The organism is Enterobacter oligotrophicus, from assembly GCF_009176645.1.
In the GTDB taxonomy this organism is placed as follows: Bacteria; Pseudomonadota; Gammaproteobacteria; order Enterobacterales; family Enterobacteriaceae; genus Enterobacter; species Enterobacter oligotrophicus.
In genome coordinates this window covers 1-17,073 of the sequence record NZ_AP019007.1, presented here as the reverse complement: position 1 = coordinate 17,073, position 17,073 = coordinate 1, and the positions used below count along the sequence as shown (strand labels likewise).

The following is a 17,073-nucleotide window of genomic DNA, read 5'->3' as shown; positions in this document are numbered from 1 at the left end:
AGTGCAGGCTTAACCTGCATTTGCCTGTAGTGTCCATCTCGCATTCACTTTGTCTCATCAAACTGTAATAAGCGCCCGGTATTGAGCAGCACCAGCAGCGTGCTCAGATTGTGGAGAATCGCGGCAATCAGCGCCCCGGTGGCCCCAAGCAGCCCCATTGCGGCGGCAGAGACGATTAACAGCGTCCAGCCCAACCCGATAAACACATTCACCTGCAGCGTGGCACGGCATTTTCGGCTCAGCCGAATGGCGCATGGCAGGCGGCGTAAATCAGAGCCGGTAAGCACCACGTCAGCCGAGGCCAGCGCAATATCCGCCCCATTACCACCCATCGCAATACCAACCGCACCGGCTTTTAACGCCAGCGCGTCGTTGATACCATCTCCGACCACCATTGGCCGCCACCCTTCATCAACAACACGCTGCACCTGACGCAGTTTTTCCGCAGGCAGCGCCCCGGCGGAAAGTTCGTCGATCCCCGCCTGCTGCGCCACCCGCTTCGCCACCGCCAGACGATCGCCGGTCAGCAGCTGTTGCCTGTCAATACCCAGTGATTTGAGCATCGCAACCATCTCCGGTGCCTCGGGGCGAAGCGTATCCTCCAGCAGGAACCAGCCAAGAAAAACGCCAGCGTGCGCCAGGCCAACCACCGGGCCATCGTGCTCCGGCACTGGTGATACCGCAATGTGGTAACGAGCAAACAGCGCCTGCTGCCCCAGTAATGCCAGCCCTTCGTCGGTTGTCGCCACAACGCCAATGCCCTGAATTTCTTCAATGTCTCGCAGTGTTACCTCACCTGGCGCGGACACCGTCCCGGCCAGCACCCGGCTCACCGGATGGTTACTGGTAGCTCCCAGCGCTGCCGCCAGTTGCATTACGCGCTCACGCGGCATGTCGGTCGCCAGCATCACGTCGACGACACTGAGCTTCCCCTGAGTCAGGGTCCCCGTTTTATCCACAATCAGGGCATCCACATCCGCCAGCTCTTCCAGAAATGCCGCGTTGCGAATCAAAATACCGTGTCGTGCCGCCACAGCTATCCCCGCCATTGCGGTTGCGGGCGCTGAAAGCACCAGCGCACAGGGACAGGCGGCAACCAGCACCGCCAGCATCGCCTGGCTGTTATACGTCAGAAACCAGGTGGTTGCCGCAATCAGCAGCACCAGAATGAGATAGTGGCCCGCATAGCGCTCTAACATCCGGGTAATCGGCGGCTTTGCCTGGCTGGCGTCCTGCATCAGCGCAATCACTTTCCCCAGAGTCGACTGCTCACCCGTGTGGGTGACCTTCACCCGCAGCAGGCCGTTCAGATTAATGCTTCCGCCAAACACAGCCATTCCCGCTGCCGCTTCAACCGGTACGGATTCACCTGTAATGTGCGCCACGTCCAGGCTGGCATAGCCGGAAAGGATCTGCCCGTCAGCGGGCACCCTGTCGCCGGCACGCACTTCAACGACGTCGCCAGAGTGGAGATGCTGGCTGTCGATCTGCTCAAGCGCACCGTCTGCCCGCACGCGCCTGGCCTGGCTGTGCGTCAGTTTGCTCAGCCCGGCGATAGCCTGACGGGTTCCCATCACGCTGCGCTCTTCAAGAATATGACCGAAAATCATAATCACCGGCAGCAGCGCGGCGGTCATTAAATCACCCAGTGCCCACGCACCAAGCATTGCCAGTACCACCAGCAGATCGGTTACGCCATGCAGATCGGGATGCAGCAGGCTGTGCCAGGCGGCCCGAAAAACCGGGATAGCCACCAGCAGCCACGCGATGCCCGCCAGGATGTCGCTAATGCCGGGTTGCTCAGGCGCAAGCGCTTTCCAGAGCAGGCTCAGCAGCAGCAAGCCAATAGTGATCATCGTCAGCGTTAACTGACGTAGCATACGCCTCTGCTCGGCTGGTGTTTGCAGATTGCCGTCAAAGTGAAAGTGTCCGTGGCTGCACTGGTGGCTCATGGTTTTTTCTCGCTAACGGTCGGAGTGGCGGATTGTGCAGGCAACCCCTGCAGGATCAAGCGGCTGTCGTCGCCCGGCGCGACGGTAATCACCTGCCCCGCCTGCGCCAGAATAGCCGTCACTTTTTCACGCCACAGGCGCTGCAAAAGACCCCCATCGGCCCCTTCACGCCTCGCCTGGGCCAGTTGCATAATGGTGCGGGTGTCGACACTGGCCTGCGCGAGAATTTCCTGACGCCCCGCCTCCGCCTGCTGAAGCGTCCGATCCGCCTGCTGTTGCGCCTGCTGGGTACGCAGCGCCGCCGCCGTGCGGGCGCTGGCTACGGCCTGCTCCGCCTGCTGCCCTGCCGCCAGCACCGCATTAAACGCTGCCACCGCGTTCTGGGGCAAAGAAGAGGTGATATCAACGCGTTCAATGCGAATGCCCGGATCGTTCCCTCCGGCAGCCAGCAGGGTAAGACTTTGCGTCATCGCCTTTCTGAAGTCGCTGCGTAGCTGAAGCCGCTCCTGGGCCGCGTGGCGATCGTTTTGCAGCGTCTCAGGACGGGTCACCAGGATCGAATCCAGATCGCGTCCCACGCAGACAACCGCCGCGGCGTGCTCGGTCAGGCGGTCGATCAGCGGATCGATATGCGGACGCTGAAGCGCGTATCGGACAGGATCGCTGACGCGCCAGAAGACCCGCACGTTCAGCTGTACGACCCCGGCATCGCCAGTAAGCAGGTAGCCCGCCCCCGCTCCGGCATCACCATCGCGCTCCCAGCTGTTGATCTGATCAAGCTGCTGACTGCGCTGCAACGCCTGAACATCGCGCTCCAGAATTCGCTCCTCGCCGGGCACCCGCTCCACGCGTTCAATCGGATAGGGCCAGGCAAACAGCAACCCGGCGTTTTCCACACGAACGGGCTTACCAAAGCGGTAAACGATCGCCCGGCTGTCCGGGGCGACCTGATAAATACTGGAAAACAGCCACGCGCAGGCCGCGATAATCGCCGCGCCGTACAGGGCAAAGAACGCAATCCGGTATGACTGCCCCCAGGGAGTGCGCTTCAGCGGTGGCTGCATCATGGTTTAGCCGCCTCTGGTGTTTGGTCTGGCCCCTGCACCAGCGCGCGGAACGGTTCTGCATCGGTACGCAGCACCAGGCGGGTGTTGCCATTAACGATGGTGCTGAGTGTATCCAGGGAACGCAGCAGGCTATAAAGTTGCGGATCGCTGGCCCAGGCTTTGCCATATATTGCCGCTGCGTCGCGCTGTGCGTTGGCGGCAATAGCCGCCGCTTTAACGGAGGCATCAGCTTCCAGAATGCGTCCATCGCGATCCGCCTGTGAATGGATCTCCGCCGCCAGCCGTTTCCCCTCAGCCGTCCGCTCCGCTGCAATGGTTTCCCGCTCGGCACGCATGCGGTCAACGGTGGCGTTAAGCGTCACGGCCGGTAGCGTCAGGCGCTCAATACCGGTCTGGATCACCTCGATGCCGTAGCTGTTGAGAAGCTGCGCTTTCAGTTGCGCCTGCACTGCCTGCTCAAGCTGAGCGATTTTGACCTTCTTGCTGTCGACGTTGACGATATCCGCCAGCGCGTAGTTACTGGTGGTGGTTTCCAGTGCCGAGCCAATAAAAGTACGGATTTGGCGAGCCGCTTCATCCGGCTGGTTCTGCACGGCGCGGATAAAGCGCAGCACGTTGTCATTATCCGGTTTCACCTTCCAGATAACCCACGCCTGCACCAGCACCCGCAGCCCGTCACGCGTGCCAACGTCCTGCAAACCGCTGGACGTTGAACGCACGCGTAAATCGACATTCACCGGCGTTTCAAAGGGTGCCGGGAAACGCCACGCCAGGCCGGGCGAGAGCAAGACCCGCTGTGGATTGCCAAAGCGCGTCACTACCGTCGCGCTGCCTGCGCTGACGTCAAGCAGGCAGGCGGTGAGCACCGCCAGCACCAGTAACAATACCGCAATACCGATGCGTAACGTCCGCTTGTGGCGCTGTGGCGCGGGCGACGTCATCTGACGTATGCCAACTTTTTCCGCGTGTTCCGAAGAGGTGATGGAGTGGATCTTCATTTCGTGCTGGCCTTCTGTGGTGCGGTACTGTCGGATAATGCAGGATACTGGCGCAAATCCAGTACGGGCTCGCGGGTGCCCTGCAAACGGTCGTCCAGGATCAAAAGCGGTGTATGCGCCAGGCTCTGGCTGAGAATGTGGTAACGGCGCTCAAGAAGGAATGCCGCGCCGGCCTGCTTCCACGCCTGCTCGTCCGCCGCAAAATGGATCGCTTCCGCTCTGGCACGCGCGAGATCTTCTGCGGCAAAGGCCTGCGCGTCGTTTACGCGGTTTTCCGCTTTTTGTTGCGCCTCGCGAGTCACCGTGGCGGCATACCCCTTCTCACGGGCGACCCGCGCGCTGGCGGCTATTTGCGCCGCCTGCACGCCGTGCCAGGCATCGGCGGCCCCGCAGGCGGGTGAATCGCTTCTATTCGGGTTGAGAGCAGCTCCACGCCGGTATGCAGTGTCACTAAACGCTGCTGGATCTGCCGGTTAAGCGCTGACGCCAGGCTCGCGCGCTGCTCGTTGAGCAGCACATCCAGCTGCTTGCTGGCAAACTGCACCACCAGCACCTGTCGGGCAATACTGCGGATCAGCACAGGCAGATCTTCGGCCTGATACTGGCTGTTAAGCGCGTCCTCATTACGCAGCCCGACGCGCCAGATAAGGCGGATATCCATATTTACTATCTGAAAACTCTGGCGGTCGTTAGCCTTGCTGGCAATCACCTGTGATTGATCGGTCAGATGGCTGCTATCCCACAAGCGCCAGCTACTCTGCGGTGCAGGACCTTCGGCACTGTCGGGCTCTGCGCTCTGCGCCTGCGATTCCGGTTCATCACTGAGCCGCAGCTCATGTACCGTCCCATTTTCCACGGGGCGAACCCGACCAAATGGCCAGGGCAATCCGACATGCAGCCCCGGAGAGAGCACCGCCAGCGGGCGGCCAAAACGTTCGTAAATCCCCCGCTGCTGCAGCGGGACTTCCGTCAACCCACTCAGCAACCAGCCCAGTACGGCAATGCCAAAGGCTACGGGCAAAACCGTTTTTCCCATCAGGCGAAACGCCTGCACCTGGCGTAGATCAATGCCAAAACGCTGCTCAAGCGCGTCCAGAACCACCGTCAGTGGGCGCAGAGGCCAGCGGTACAAGGCAGCAACGGTGCTGACCGTCAGAAAACGGGGAGCCTCATCCGCCGGAAGCGGCGTGAGAGCGGTGATGAGGGTACGCAGGAGATATTCCAGCGCCATCACGAGGACCAGCAAGCTGCCAAGCCGGAAAAGCCACAGCGCCAGCGTTGGGGAAAAGATCACCAGCAGCAGCGCAGCGGCAAGCACCAGCAGAAGGCTGAGCATCGCACGCGCCAGCCCGATATATTCGCGCTGATAGCGCCAGTGGCGGACAATTTTAAAGCTGATCATGCGTTCAATGACCAGCAGGCCAAAGCTCAGCAGCAGAAGCACCCCAGGGATCACGCGGCTGATAACCGTGTCTGCTTCGCTGAACAACGCCGCATCGGCAAGGTTTGCGATAGCAAAACAGAGAGCCAGCACGGAAATCGTCGCGGTAGTGACCAGATGCTGGTGAAAATGCGATAGCCAGGCCTGCAACTGCGGTGGCAGCTGCAACCGTTTAGGCTCCGGGGAAGCAGGCTCCTCTGCGGGCATTTCCGCGACCGGTGCTGCAGCTTGTTCACAGCGTAGCGCGTTTTCTACAAACGCCATCGCCACCAGCCCCGCAGCCAGCAGCAGCCGAAATGCAAATAACCAGATTGCGACGTCAGAGAATAGATGCAGAAAAAGGTAAACAAGGCCGACGGGCAGCAGAAAGCCGTAAAGACAAATTTTGTGATCAGAAGGCGCTGCAGCAAACGACTTACCTGAGCGCTATTCTGCAATAGCGGTAACGACACCCTGGTACTCCCATTAGTTTCGCCTGCCTGGCTGAAATACATACGGTAATAGCAGGAATGGCGCACGGATCGTGATTTAAGCGTTACGATATAACATTCAAACCGTCATCAAAACAGGAAATACTCAGCGGGTACGTTTAATTTGGTATCAATATGTGACTGAATTTTCGCGCGCTGATTCACCGCTTCTTTTGCTACGCTTTTCATATGACAATAAAACGAAGGAAGAGTGTCGATGAAGAAAATCGCTATTATCGGCTCAGGCCCCACAGGGATTTACACCTTTTTATTCTCTTTTGAAAAACACGACACCTCTTGCTGTCTCGGTTTTTGAGCAGGCTGAAGAAGCGGGCGTCGGGATGCCCTACAGTGATGAGGAAAATTCACGGCTGATGCTGGCAAATATCGCCAGTATTGAAATTCCGCCCGTTTTCATCACGTATCTCGACTGGCTGAAACGCAAAGTGAAGCACATCTGCGCCGGTTTAAGGTGGATAAAGCGACCTTGCACGACCGGCAATTTCTGCCGCGTATTCTGTTGGGTGAGTATTTTCGCGATCGGTTTCTGGCTATCGTCGCCGAGGCTGAAAAAAAGGGATTTCAGGTTGAGGTACATGAATCAGCCGAAGTGACCGATATCACCGCCACGACAGATAAGGTTACGCTTTCGGTAAACGGAGAAACGCACCCTGACAGGTTTGACCTTGTCGTGATTGCGACAGGTCATGTCTGGCCGGATGAAGAAAAGGCAACCCGCACTTACTTCCCCAGCCCCTGGTCCGGGCTGATGGACGCCACCATCCGCGCCTGCCAGGTCGGTATTATGGGGACATCCTTAAGCGGTCTGGATGCTGCCATGGCGGTGGCAATGCAGCATGGCGACTTTACGGGCGACCAATTCAGGCTCGATGAGAAAAGCCAGGCGCTCAGCATCACCCTGATGTCGCGAACCGGCATTCTGCCGGAAGCAGATTTTTATTGCCCCATCCCGTATGAGTCGCTTTCCGTATTGACTGAAACGGTCGCTGAAGCCGAAATAGCTAAGGGCGCAGAAGGGTTACTTGACCGGATATTTACCCTGATGGTGAAAGAGCTTGAACATGCCGATCCACAGTGGAGCGAAGCGATAGCCCTGAACACGCTGGATGCAGACAGCATTCGTGATGCCTGGTTTGCCGATCGTAAAAAACACGACCCGTTCAGCTGGGCCGAAGATAACCTGGAAGAAGTTGAACGCAACAAACAAAACAGGCATACCGTTCCCTGGCGCTACGCCGTTCTCCGGTTGCATGAAGTGGTTCAGGAGATTGTCCCTCACCTCAATGAAGAAGACCGGAAGCGCTTCAAAACGGGGCTGGCACGCGTATTTATTGATAATTATGCTGCCATTCCGTCCCAGTCCATCCGCAGGCTGCTGGCTCTGCGTGAAGCCGGGATAATCAGCGTGCTGGCGCTCGGCGACGACTATGAGCTTGATATCGGCAGCGACCAAACCGTGATTACGACACAAGAGAAAACTCACCGTTTCGATGTATTTATCGATGCGCGTGGGCAAAAACCGTTGAAAACGAAAGATCTGCCCTTCCCCACGCTGCGTAAGCAGCTTCAGGAAACCGGCGAAGAGATACCTGATGTGGGTGACGATTACACGCTCAGGGAACCGGAAACCCTTCGCGGACGGATTGCTTTCGGTGCGATACCGTGGCTGATGCACGACCAGCCGTTTGTGCAGGGGCTTGCAGAGTGCGCAGAACTGGGGGAGGCAATGGCGAAAGCAGCGGAGAAACCAGCAACGGGATCGCGCAGGAAACTGCCCTTTGTGGAGAACTGACAGGGCCTCCGTGCCCTGACGCGTCTGACTACTCGAAGAAGACTTCCGGGTTTTCAGACAGAGACACGAAGGTTTTGCTGTTTTTATCCAGCGCACGGATTTCGCCGCTTTCGATGTCATATACCCAGCCGTGCAGGCGAATGGAGTTGTTGCGCAGACCAACAGCAACCGACGGATGCGTTTTAATGTTGCTCAGCTGTGCAAACACGTTCTCCTGCACCATTGCGTTCACTTTATCGACGGGCGTGTCCCAGGTTTTCTTCTCAACCACCGGCTTTTGCCGCATCGGAGTAACGCAGCCAGTGAGACACCGCAGGCATTGGCTCAAGGTTCGCATTGTCGGCAATTGCTTTCATTGCGCCACAGTTAGAGTGACCGCAGATCACGATATCGGTCACGCCTAACGCCACGACAGCGTATTCGATGGTGGCGGATACACCACCCGGCTCCGGCCCGAACGGTGGCACAATGTTGCCAGCATTACGAATGACAAAGAGCTGTCCCGGCTCTTGCTGGGTGACCAGCTCGGGAACCAGACGGCTGTCGGAGCAGGAGATGAACAACGCTTTGGGATTCTGGCTGGACGCTAAACTGCGGAAGAGCTTTTACGTTGCGGGAAAATCTCTTTTGAAAGCTGAGAAAACCTTCAATGATATGTTGCATAGCCATTTCTCTTTTTCTGTTTTAGTTTAGACATGATCGAGATCACGCGACTGAAGTTTACCCACCGCCCTTTACTTCAGACAAGCAATATATTTCTGGCCGACCGCTGCACAATCTCACTCGCTTTCGCCGTCATATCCTGCCCTTCGAACGCGCCATAGAGACGTTCAAACGGTTGTCCTCAAGATGACGGGTTATCCGCTCGACGGTACGGGCAGCAACGGAAGCATATTAGGGTAGCTCCACATAAACGAAACGGCATCTTTACCGGGTGTCACCTGCAGTATGTCGCCTGCCAGCACACGCCTCGCCTTCATGCCAGTGCAGCACCGTACCGCCCGCAAAGTGTCCGCCGAGCCGCAACGACGTTACAGACGGCATCAACGCCAGAGAATCCCCCTCCAGAAGTGAAGCGCCGGGCTGCTGGCGCATGACCCACTCACGATCGCTGGCATGCAGATAAACCGGCGCATTAAAGGCCGCGGCCAGTCCTGCATGGTGTGTAGTAATGAGGATGGGAAATGGCTATGGCAACTGATACCGCCGAGCGACGGCAACTAACGTGCTGGTCGCCGGGTCGAGGTTGCGATACAGTCCACAGAATATTGCCGTGCGGTGTGCGCAGAAGAAGAGCCGCTGGTTGATGGCAAAAGACGGAACCGTTTTGATGCTGAACAGCTGCGGCTCCAGTTGCTGCATTTATTCGTGTGCGTGGCGGTCACGGTTTCAAGATCAATCCACTGCTGGCCGGTTCTCGGACGTACTGGCGTTCGTCTTCGGCAAATCGGACATCGCTCCGGGTGTGTGTCATAAGAGGTGCCGCAGGTTTTACAGAGAGTAATCATGAGGTTTCCTCAGCGGTAAAGCCTTGAGTATGGCAGGGATTATCCTTATGTGCTGCGGGGTGCAGGGCTAGCCGTTTTTGCCCTATACTGTGCCAGTATCAAAAACCGAACAATGCAGGTGCCCCATGGAAATTGATCTTGAGAACTTAGTCTTTAACGGACTGGATGAAGCAGAAGAGCGCAACGCAGAACGTCTGGACGACGCGGACAAAAAAGCACAGGCGATCGTCGCGGACGACGACTGCGGCGATGCCTGCAAAATCTGACGATAAAGCACCGGAAATCCCGGTGCTTTTTTTTACCCGTAAGGGTTAAATTCCGGCGTCTTTTTGAATCCACTGAGCATCAGGATGAGGCTTTGAGCGAGGAGCCCGGTTCAAACTGATAATGATTACCCTGCCGATCGCCGCCGATATACCACGAGATCTCCGTTTTCCCTTCTGCCAGCGCTTTGCGCACTGCTTTGTCTACGTCCACCATCCGGTATTCACGGGAATGGTTGAGGTAAAGCACAGCATCCGATTTGTAATTACACGCCGGACGTGATTTCCAGCTCACGGTTGCCGGGTCCCAGTCCGTTACTGGCCGGGTAGAAAAGATCTGATCGGCACCGTCTGTCTCTACTTTGCCGCCGTAAATGCGCACACGGTATTTAAACAGGAAGCATCCTGCCCCACCGGCAGCGGCGGGATCTTGAATTCACCAGTGACAGGGTTTCACTGTTTTGGGTTCTGCCCCCGTTCTGCCAGTTATCCTGCACCAGTAAACCTGCGGTTCGGCAGAGAAAGCGTCGGCTCCATGCTGCTCAGCCAGACGTTTGCCTTCGCTTTCGAGTAGCCATACGGCACGGTGGTGCCGCAGTCCATCCCGCGATTCAATACACAGCTCGGTATAAAGCGGCGCGGCGTCTTCCGTCCAGCCGTTCATGAAATCCGCATGCGCGGTATAAAGATGCCCATAGCTCCTCGCGCTCATTGCCGTGCATGATCGGGTCAAGCGAAAGCTGCACGTTGCGGGTATCCGAGAAAGTGATCGTTGGTGATCACGTAAGCCACGTTCATGTTCACGGTGGGAATTTTCACCGGGAATGCGGCCGGGCACTGCCTTTATATCGTATGCCGCGTTAGCAAGGCCATGAGCCGGTTTCAGGTTTACCCCATCCCAGGCAGTTCGGGAACTGAATGCCAATATTAAACTGCACCGCATCCTGTGCCTTACGTAACCCACAGACTTCTCCCCGTTTTGGTGGTATAGGCCTTTGCCGTTCGCGCATAAGAAAGTGATATGCGGATTAGGCGTCGTGCCATGGTGGTCACCCGCCAGCAGCGACAGCCCCGCCGGAAGGGTTGCAGCGGATACGTTTCGACATTCGATGCCTGATAGTAGTTTTTTGATACGCAGGTTTGACGACCGTTCCGTCAGGCAGACGCAGCGAGGGAGCCCAGTATGCAGAGCTGTCCGCTTTGTTATCACAGGTGGTCTCTTCATGCTGGCGCAATGTCTCCCGGCGTGAGAAAGCATCCGTGTGTGTTTACCAAAGAAGTCGTGCAGCATGGCCTCGTTGGGCATGCCGAACACATGATGGCGTCCATCGCCGAGGGTGTGGGAGTAGCCGCAGACAACATGCGCCTGGGGTGCGGCGTGTGCCGCCTGCATTGCGAGCAGTAAAGCGGGGAATGAAAATGCCGTTGTTATCGTGGTCCGTTTCATCATTTTCTCCATGTATGAAAGGACACATTGGTAACAAAAGCGCGTTAATTAACAGAGTGTTTCACAGCGTACTTTTCCGCTCTCTCTGGCTTTACAAACCGTGAGCACAGCTCATTCCAGTACATTTCGCGCGTGCGGCGCAGTTCAGCGTGACGTTTTATCATGGAACCACTCCGGGTCAATTAGCGACGTCGACCATACAGGCTGGCGACAGGCAGAATCGACTCAAGAACACGTTGCGCGCTGTTCTCCGCATTGTCCGGCCGGGTCGCAAAAAACCGCCGTAACGTGCTTATCCACTTTTTCATCGTCTTTACCCTTCGCTTCACCTGTCCTCAGTTAAACACCTAAATTTCACGTAAGGGAAATACCAATATTGACTGTCAATGTGCAGAATGCGCAAATAGCCTCCCATTCATTTACTTGTCAATAACACCTTGTTCACTAATGCTTTTTGCTTATAGCAAAGAAGAATTTCTTATTTGGCGATAGCGTTAGCTTATGGGAGCGTATCCGGAGAAAACAAAAACGACGGGAAGACGCATACTATGGCAGCATATAAAAAAATCGTATCAAGAAATAGCAGTGGCTTTGGGTTTACTGGCGGCAGGCGGCATATTGTCGACACAGGCGCAGGCCGACCAACTGGCGGACATCAGGGCAGCAGGCGTGGTGAAAGTCGCCACCTTTGACGCCAACCACCGTTTGGTTCTATCGACGCGAAAACCCATGAGATCGTGGGCTATGACGTCGATTTCGCCAACGCGCTGGCAAAAGCGCTTGGCGTGAAGCTGGAACTGGTTGCCACTAATCCGGCCAACCGCATTCGCGCTGCAGTCCGGTAAAGCCGATTTAATTGTGGCAGACATCACCATCACGCCAGAACGCGCGCAGGTGATCGATTTTTCCACCCCCTATTTTGTGACCGGACAGCAGTTCCTGGTGCCAGCAACGTCCCCGGATAAACTGGACGAATACAGCCGCGCGCGTATTGGTGCGGTAAAAGGCACAACAGGTGAACAGGCTCTCCACCAGCGTTTCCCGCAGTCCCGCGTGCTCTCCTACGATGATATTCCGCTGGCGCTGACCGCACTGCGTAACGGTAATGTGCAGGCGATCACCCAGGACAGCACCATTCTGGCGGGCCTGCTGGCACAAGCACCGGATAAAGCGAACTTCAAAATTCTGCCTGACCTGCTCAGCAAAGAAGAGATTGGCGTTGGCGTGAAAAAAGGCGAAACGGCGCTGCTGAAAGTGGTGAACGATGAGCTGATTAACCTCGAGAAAGCGGTCAGGCCGCAAAAATCTACGACACCTGGTTTGGCCCACAGACCCCGTCCCACAGCCTCGCGCCTTTAAAATAGAAGCCCGGTAATATGCTCTCAGGTTTATTTTCACACTCCGCGGCCGGTGCCGCGGATTTTTCACGTCTGGAACACGCCAGCGTTGAGTTTCGTGACGTGGTTAAACGTTACGGTAATCATGAGGTGCTCAAAGGGATAAACCTGAGCATCACGCCCGGTGAAGTGGTTGCTATACTCGGCCCTTCCGGTTCCGGCAAGTCCACTCTCATCCGGCTCATCAACCAACTGGAAACCCTTAACGGCGGCGAAATTCTGGTCGACAACAAACCCACCGGGCAACTTTCCGGCGTGGCGCTTCGACAGCTTCGCAGCCGCGTTGGCTTCGTTTTCCAGCAGTTTAATCTTTACGCGCATCTCACCGCCAGCCAGAACATTACCCTGGCGCTGGAGCACGTCCACGGCTGGAAACCTCAGCCTGCTCAGGAACGTGCCGTCCTGCTGGAAAAAGTGGGCATGCTGGAAAAAGCCCACCATTTCCCGGCAGAGCTATCAGGAGGGCAGCAGCAACGCGTCGCCATCGCCCGTGCGCTGGCCTCTTCGCCGCAAATCATCCTGTTCGACGAGCCGACGTCAGCCCTCGACCCGGAGATGATTGGTGAAGTGCTGTTTGTAATGAAAGCGCTGGCGCATAGTGGGATCACGATGGTCGTGGTAACGCACGAAATGCAGTTTGCCCGTGAAATTGCCGACCGGATTGTTTTTATCGATGGCGGTCAGATCCTGGAAACGGCCTCGCCGGAGCAGTTTTTTACGCAACCATCGCATCCGCGCGCGCAGCGTTTCCTGCAAAAGGTGCTCAACCCGCTTCATCAGGAGCATCTGTAATGCCCGCGCTCGACTGGCAGGGGGTGCTGACCGGGCAGCCCCTGCAGTGGATATTATCCGGTTTTCTGACCACTATGGGTCACTCTCGCGGGTGCGATACTGGCCAGCCTTTTCGCGCTGTTGTTTTTGCTGTTACGCCTCTCTGGCGGGCGAACCGGCGAAGGGGTTGTCAGCGCCTGGGTCTCCCTGTTTCGCAATACCCCCCTCCTGGTACAACTGCTGTTCTGGTATTTCGCCGCCTGGAACTGGCTTCCGCTGGCGTTTCGGGATGTGGTGAATGCAGATCACAGCTGGTCGATCCTGCCCGGCGACATCTGGTGGTTCACACCGGAGTTTTTATGTTCTGCCTGGGGACTGGGGGTGTTCACTTCAGCCTTTTTAATTGAAGAGATCGAGTCCGGGTTGCGCTCCGTCCCCACCGGGCAGCGTGAAGCTGCGATGGCGCAGGGATTTTCCGCCTGGCGGCTGTTTCGTTACATTCTGTTGCCTCAGGGGTTGGCTAACGCCTGGCAACCGGTCGTCGGGCAGTATCTCAACCTGATGAAGCTCTCCTCGCTTGCCAGTGGAATTGGCTTTGCCGAACTCACTTACCAGGTGCGGCAGATAGAGAGTTACAACGCCCACGCGCTGGAGGCATTTACCGTGGGAACGGCACTGTATCTGCTCACGGGCGTGGTGATGGGCATGGTGCTGGTGCGCATCGGCCCTGCCAGAGGGAGTGCAAAATGATTGCCGGAATAAATGTTATTACCGAAAACCTGGATTATCTGCTGTGGGGACGTGCGGCGGCGGGTGAGCCTGGCGGGGTGTTGCTCTCACTATTGATGGCTACAGGAGCAGCGCTGCTCGCCCTGCCTGGCGGCATTGCCCTTGCGTGCCTGGCCTGGCGTTATACGGGGCTGGTGCGCAAGGCGCTGTTTCTGGGCAGAGCTGATCCGCGGAATCCCGTTAATCTTCGTGATTTTCTGGATGTGGTATCTGCTGCCGCTGATGACCGGCGGCGATCTGCCAGGTGCGCTGACGGTCACGCTGGCGCTGGCCTGGTTTACGGCGGCATCGGTGATGCATTCGGTACTGGCCGGGCTAAACGCGCTGCCTGCCGGACAGTATGAGGCGGCGCTATCTCAGGGATTCAGCACCCAACAAACCCTGTGGCGCGTGCTGCTTCCGCAGGGGTTGCGCAACATCCTGCCGTCTCTGGTGGGCATTTTTATCAGCCTGCTGAAGGATACGTCGCTGGCGTTCATTGTAAACGTGCCGGAACTGACGACAGTGGCAGGACAGGTGAATAACCGGGTGCAGATCTACCCTGCCGCCATTTTTATCTTTACCGGTGTGGTCTACTACCTGCTCTGCTGTTCACTCGAACAGCTCGCGAAACGCTGGCGGCTTACCGGCCAGCGCTTTAACCACTGTTTCCATCGCTTCGGTTGTCAGCTCACTGCGTTTGACGCGCTGGTTCGCCAGCGCGGTACGCAGCACACCGGCGATCACAATATGCTTTGGCTCCTGGCCTAAATCACGCATCTCAAGCACCACCTTCCCGACCACCCGACACATCTCCTGGTACAGCGCTTCGTCTTTGGTCACATTGCCCATTGCCAACCCTCCATTGCCCTAAACGTTCAGCTTAAATGATTCGTGGGCTGGATACAAAAAGAAGCCCGACGAGGATCTCGCCGGGCTTCTTTGTAAAATCAAGGAATTAGTTATTTACAGGGATAACCGCGCCTTTATATTTGGTACGAATCCACTCCTGAATCTCTTTAGAGTGCAGCACGTTCACCAGCGCGACGATATCTTTCTTCTTCTCGTCACCGCGATGCACGGTAATGATGTTGGCATACGGGTTATTTTCACCGCTCTCAACCGCAATCGGGTCGTGAACCGGGTCCAGACCGGCGTCAATCGCGTAGTTGGCGTTAATCACCACCGCATCGCCTTCGTCGTTGTTGTACATTTGCGGCAGCAGGGAGGCTTCCACGTTAGGAGTGAACTGCAGCTTTTTCGGGTTCTCCACGATGTCGCTAATGCGCGCGGTCACTTTGTCGATGCCCGGCTTCAGCTTGATCACACCCTCTTTTTCAAAGATAGAGAGAATGCGACCCCTTTCCGAAACGGCATCACGCATGATGATTTTGCCGCCTTCCGGCAGATCTTTCAGCGACTTGTATTTTTTTAGAGTAGATACCGATTGGCTCAATATGGATAGCACCTGCGCTGACAAAATCGTAATCCTTGTCGCCGCGTGATCTTTCAGCACGCTGTTCAGGTAAGGATATGCTGGAAGTAGTTGGCATCGATATCATGCCCCGCCAGCGCGGGTTTTGGCAGAATGTAGTCCTGGAACGGTTTGATCTCCAGATCGATACCCTGCTTCGCCAGAATCGGCTTCGCCTGCTCCAGGATTTCGGCATGCGGCGTGTTGGACGCGCCCACGGTCAAGGTATCGGCCCAGGAAGCAAAGCTCAGGGCGCTCAGGGTTGCTGCGGCGATCAGTGTCAGTGTCTTTTTCATGATGATGGTTCCTGTGTGTATTTATTAGCGTTTATCTAACAGTGAAGTAATGATGTCGCCGCAGAACTGGATAACGAAAACGATGATCAAAATGGTCACCGTTGCTACCAGCGTGACGTCACCATGGTTGCGCTGGAATCCTTCCAGATAAGCCAGATTTCCCAAACCGCCAGCGCCAATCACCCCCGCCATTGCGCTGTAACTCACCAGCGCGATCAGCGTCACCGTAATGCCTGAAACCAGTGGGTGAAGATTCCGGCAGTAAAACCCGAAACACTAAGGTGCTCAGTCGTGCGCCATTGAACGCGTTGCTTCTATGACCCTTTGTCCACTTCACGCAGGGCAATCTCCACCAGACGCGCGTAGAACGGTGCCGCGCCCACTATCAGGCAGCGCCGCATTTGCGCCGAGGATGGTACCCACGATGGTTTTCGTGAATGGGATCAGCAATACAATCAGGATGATGAACGGGATAGAACGGAACACGTTCACCACAATCGAAATTACGCTATAGACCGTGCGGTTGAAACAGCCCACCACGGCGGTTAAAAACAGCGCCAGGCCGAGCACAATCCCCAGGACAAAGGTCGCCACACCAGAGAGTGCCGTCATGTACAACGTCTCCAGCGTTGCCGCCCACAGTTGATCCCACTTCAGATGCGGAAAGAGATCCTCAGCCATGTTTAATCACCTCGCCCTGAATATCACTTTGCTGCAGGTCGGCAAGGATATTGTTCAGTTGTTCGTCAGATGCCACCACGTGTACCCAGAGTTGCCCGAAAACACCGTGGGCGGTTTGCGTCATTTTTCCGTGCAGGATATTAAACGGCAGGCCGTAGCGCAGCGTCAGTTCCCCCACGATCGGCTTATGCGTGCTGTGCCCGGTGAAGGTCAGCCGGATAACCGTGCCTTCCAGCTCGTTTGCCAGTTCAGTATTGAACGTCTCTTCCTCGGCATACTGGCTTACCTGACGGACAAACTGTTGCGTGATGGGCTGCTGTGGATGGGTAAAGACGCTCAGCACGTCGCCCTCTTCCACTACTTTGCCGTTCTCCATCCGCCACGCGGTCGCAGATTTTGCGCACCACGTGCATCTCGTGGGTAATCAGCACGATAGTCAGCTTAAAACGACGGTTAATATCCAGCAGCAGGTCAAGGATCTGATCGGTGGTCTGCGGGTCGAGCGCGGAGGTTGCTTCATCGCAGAGCAGTACATCCGGGTTATTCGCCAGCGCACGCGCGATGCCTACCCGCTGCTTTTGCCCGCCACTGAGCTGCGAAGGGTACGCATTTTCGCGCCTTCAGCCCGACCAGCCACCAGCCCGCTCGGCCACGCGGGCCTTGATGTTGGCTTTGGGCACGCCGGCGATTTGCATTGAGAAGGCGATGTTCTCGTTCACCGTGCGCG

General features: G+C 56.7%; 9 protein-coding genes and 10 pseudogenes. 6 read left to right on the top strand and 13 right to left on the bottom strand.

Annotation, left to right across the window (positions count from 1 at the left end; translation table 11 throughout):
* Positions 1–44 precede the first annotated feature (44 nt).
* The 5 genes from EoCCA6_RS00095 to EoCCA6_RS00075 are packed head-to-tail and all read right to left on the bottom strand — an operon-like array spanning position 45 to position 5,722.
* The gene (locus EoCCA6_RS00095; RefSeq protein ID WP_152080892.1) at positions 45–1,952 is read right to left on the bottom strand and encodes a heavy metal translocating P-type ATPase; all 1,908 of its coding nucleotides are present in this window, start codon (positions 1,950–1,952) and stop codon (positions 45–47) included.
* On the bottom strand, positions 1,949–3,019 hold the full coding sequence (hflK, locus tag EoCCA6_RS00090) for a protease modulator HflK (RefSeq protein ID WP_152080891.1): 1,071 nt from the start codon (positions 3,017–3,019) through the stop codon (positions 1,949–1,951). The genes EoCCA6_RS00095 and hflK overlap by 4 nt, the downstream gene beginning before the upstream one ends.
* Positions 3,016–4,017, bottom strand: coding sequence for an SPFH domain-containing protein (locus EoCCA6_RS00085; protein WP_152080890.1), 1,002 nt, complete (start codon positions 4,015–4,017; stop codon positions 3,016–3,018). The genes hflK and EoCCA6_RS00085 overlap by 4 nt, the downstream gene beginning before the upstream one ends.
* Complete coding sequence (locus tag EoCCA6_RS00080) at positions 4,014–4,382, bottom strand: SPFH domain-containing protein (RefSeq protein WP_152080889.1); 369 nt, start codon at positions 4,380–4,382, stop codon at positions 4,014–4,016. Before EoCCA6_RS00080 ends, EoCCA6_RS00085 begins: the two co-directional genes overlap by 4 nt.
* Positions 4,364–5,722, bottom strand: a complete 1,359-nt coding sequence (locus EoCCA6_RS00075; RefSeq protein ID WP_152080888.1) for an SPFH domain-containing protein — start codon at positions 5,720–5,722, stop codon at positions 4,364–4,366. The genes EoCCA6_RS00080 and EoCCA6_RS00075 overlap by 19 nt, the downstream gene beginning before the upstream one ends.
* A gap of 423 nt (positions 5,723–6,145) precedes the next feature.
* On the opposite strand from EoCCA6_RS00075, the pseudogene EoCCA6_RS00070 reads away from it, so the two are divergent.
* Positions 6,146–7,741 (top strand): annotated as a pseudogene (locus EoCCA6_RS00070) (FAD-NAD(P)-binding protein).
* Positions 7,742–7,769: 28 nt separating this feature from the next.
* On the opposite strand, the pseudogene EoCCA6_RS00065 reads toward EoCCA6_RS00070, so the two are convergent.
* Both EoCCA6_RS00065 and EoCCA6_RS00060 read right to left on the bottom strand, forming a co-directional pair.
* Positions 7,770–8,404: pseudogene (locus EoCCA6_RS00065) on the bottom strand (carbonic anhydrase).
* 71 nt (positions 8,405–8,475) lie between these two features.
* Positions 8,476–9,249, bottom strand: a pseudogene (locus EoCCA6_RS00060) (MBL fold metallo-hydrolase).
* 125 nt (positions 9,250–9,374) lie between these two features.
* Between EoCCA6_RS00060 and EoCCA6_RS00055 the strand changes: the two are divergent.
* The gene (locus tag EoCCA6_RS00055; protein ID WP_013096938.1) at positions 9,375–9,515 is read left to right on the top strand and encodes a hypothetical protein; all 141 of its coding nucleotides are present in this window, start codon (positions 9,375–9,377) and stop codon (positions 9,513–9,515) included.
* A 32-nt stretch (positions 9,516–9,547) separates the two neighbouring features.
* Here the strand turns inward: EoCCA6_RS00055 and EoCCA6_RS00050 are convergent.
* Positions 9,548–10,959 (bottom strand): annotated as a pseudogene (locus EoCCA6_RS00050) (DUF1996 domain-containing protein).
* A 182-nt stretch (positions 10,960–11,141) separates the two neighbouring features.
* Positions 11,142–11,267 (bottom strand): hypothetical protein, encoded by a 126-nt coding sequence (locus EoCCA6_RS21700; protein WP_269777602.1) that lies wholly within the window; start codon positions 11,265–11,267, stop codon positions 11,142–11,144.
* Positions 11,268–11,517: 250 nt separating this feature from the next.
* Here EoCCA6_RS21700 and EoCCA6_RS00045 point away from each other — a divergent pair.
* The 4 genes and pseudogenes from EoCCA6_RS00045 to EoCCA6_RS00030 form a co-directional block, all read left to right on the top strand.
* Positions 11,518–12,334 (top strand): annotated as a pseudogene (locus EoCCA6_RS00045) (ABC transporter substrate-binding protein).
* 1 nt (position 12,335) lies between these two features.
* Positions 12,336–13,148 carry an amino acid ABC transporter ATP-binding protein gene (locus tag EoCCA6_RS00040; RefSeq protein ID WP_152080887.1) on the top strand — a complete coding sequence of 271 codons (813 nt, stop codon included), beginning with the start codon at positions 12,336–12,338 and terminating at the stop codon, positions 13,146–13,148.
* Positions 13,148–13,877 (top strand): annotated as a pseudogene (locus EoCCA6_RS00035) (amino acid ABC transporter permease). The gene EoCCA6_RS00040 and the pseudogene EoCCA6_RS00035 overlap by 1 nt, the downstream one beginning before the upstream one ends.
* A pseudogene (locus EoCCA6_RS00030) lies at positions 13,874–14,531 on the top strand (amino acid ABC transporter permease); the annotation flags it as partial. The pseudogenes EoCCA6_RS00035 and EoCCA6_RS00030, both read left to right, overlap by 4 nt.
* Here the strand turns inward: EoCCA6_RS00030 and fumD are convergent.
* The 4 genes and pseudogenes from fumD to EoCCA6_RS21580 all read right to left on the bottom strand — a co-directional run.
* The gene (gene fumD / locus EoCCA6_RS00025) at positions 14,508–14,747 is read right to left on the bottom strand and encodes a fumarate hydratase FumD (RefSeq protein WP_152080886.1); all 240 of its coding nucleotides are present in this window, start codon (positions 14,745–14,747) and stop codon (positions 14,508–14,510) included. The pseudogene EoCCA6_RS00030 and the gene fumD sit on opposite strands and share 24 nt — an antisense overlap.
* A 106-nt stretch (positions 14,748–14,853) precedes the next feature.
* Positions 14,854–15,665: pseudogene (locus EoCCA6_RS00020) on the bottom strand (MetQ/NlpA family ABC transporter substrate-binding protein).
* A 24-nt stretch (positions 15,666–15,689) separates the two neighbouring features.
* Positions 15,690–16,346 (bottom strand): annotated as a pseudogene (locus EoCCA6_RS00015) (methionine ABC transporter permease).
* Positions 16,339–17,071 (bottom strand): annotated as a pseudogene (locus tag EoCCA6_RS21580) (methionine ABC transporter ATP-binding protein); the annotation flags it as partial. The pseudogenes EoCCA6_RS21580 and EoCCA6_RS00015, both read right to left, overlap by 8 nt.
* Positions 17,072–17,073 lie beyond the last annotated feature (2 nt).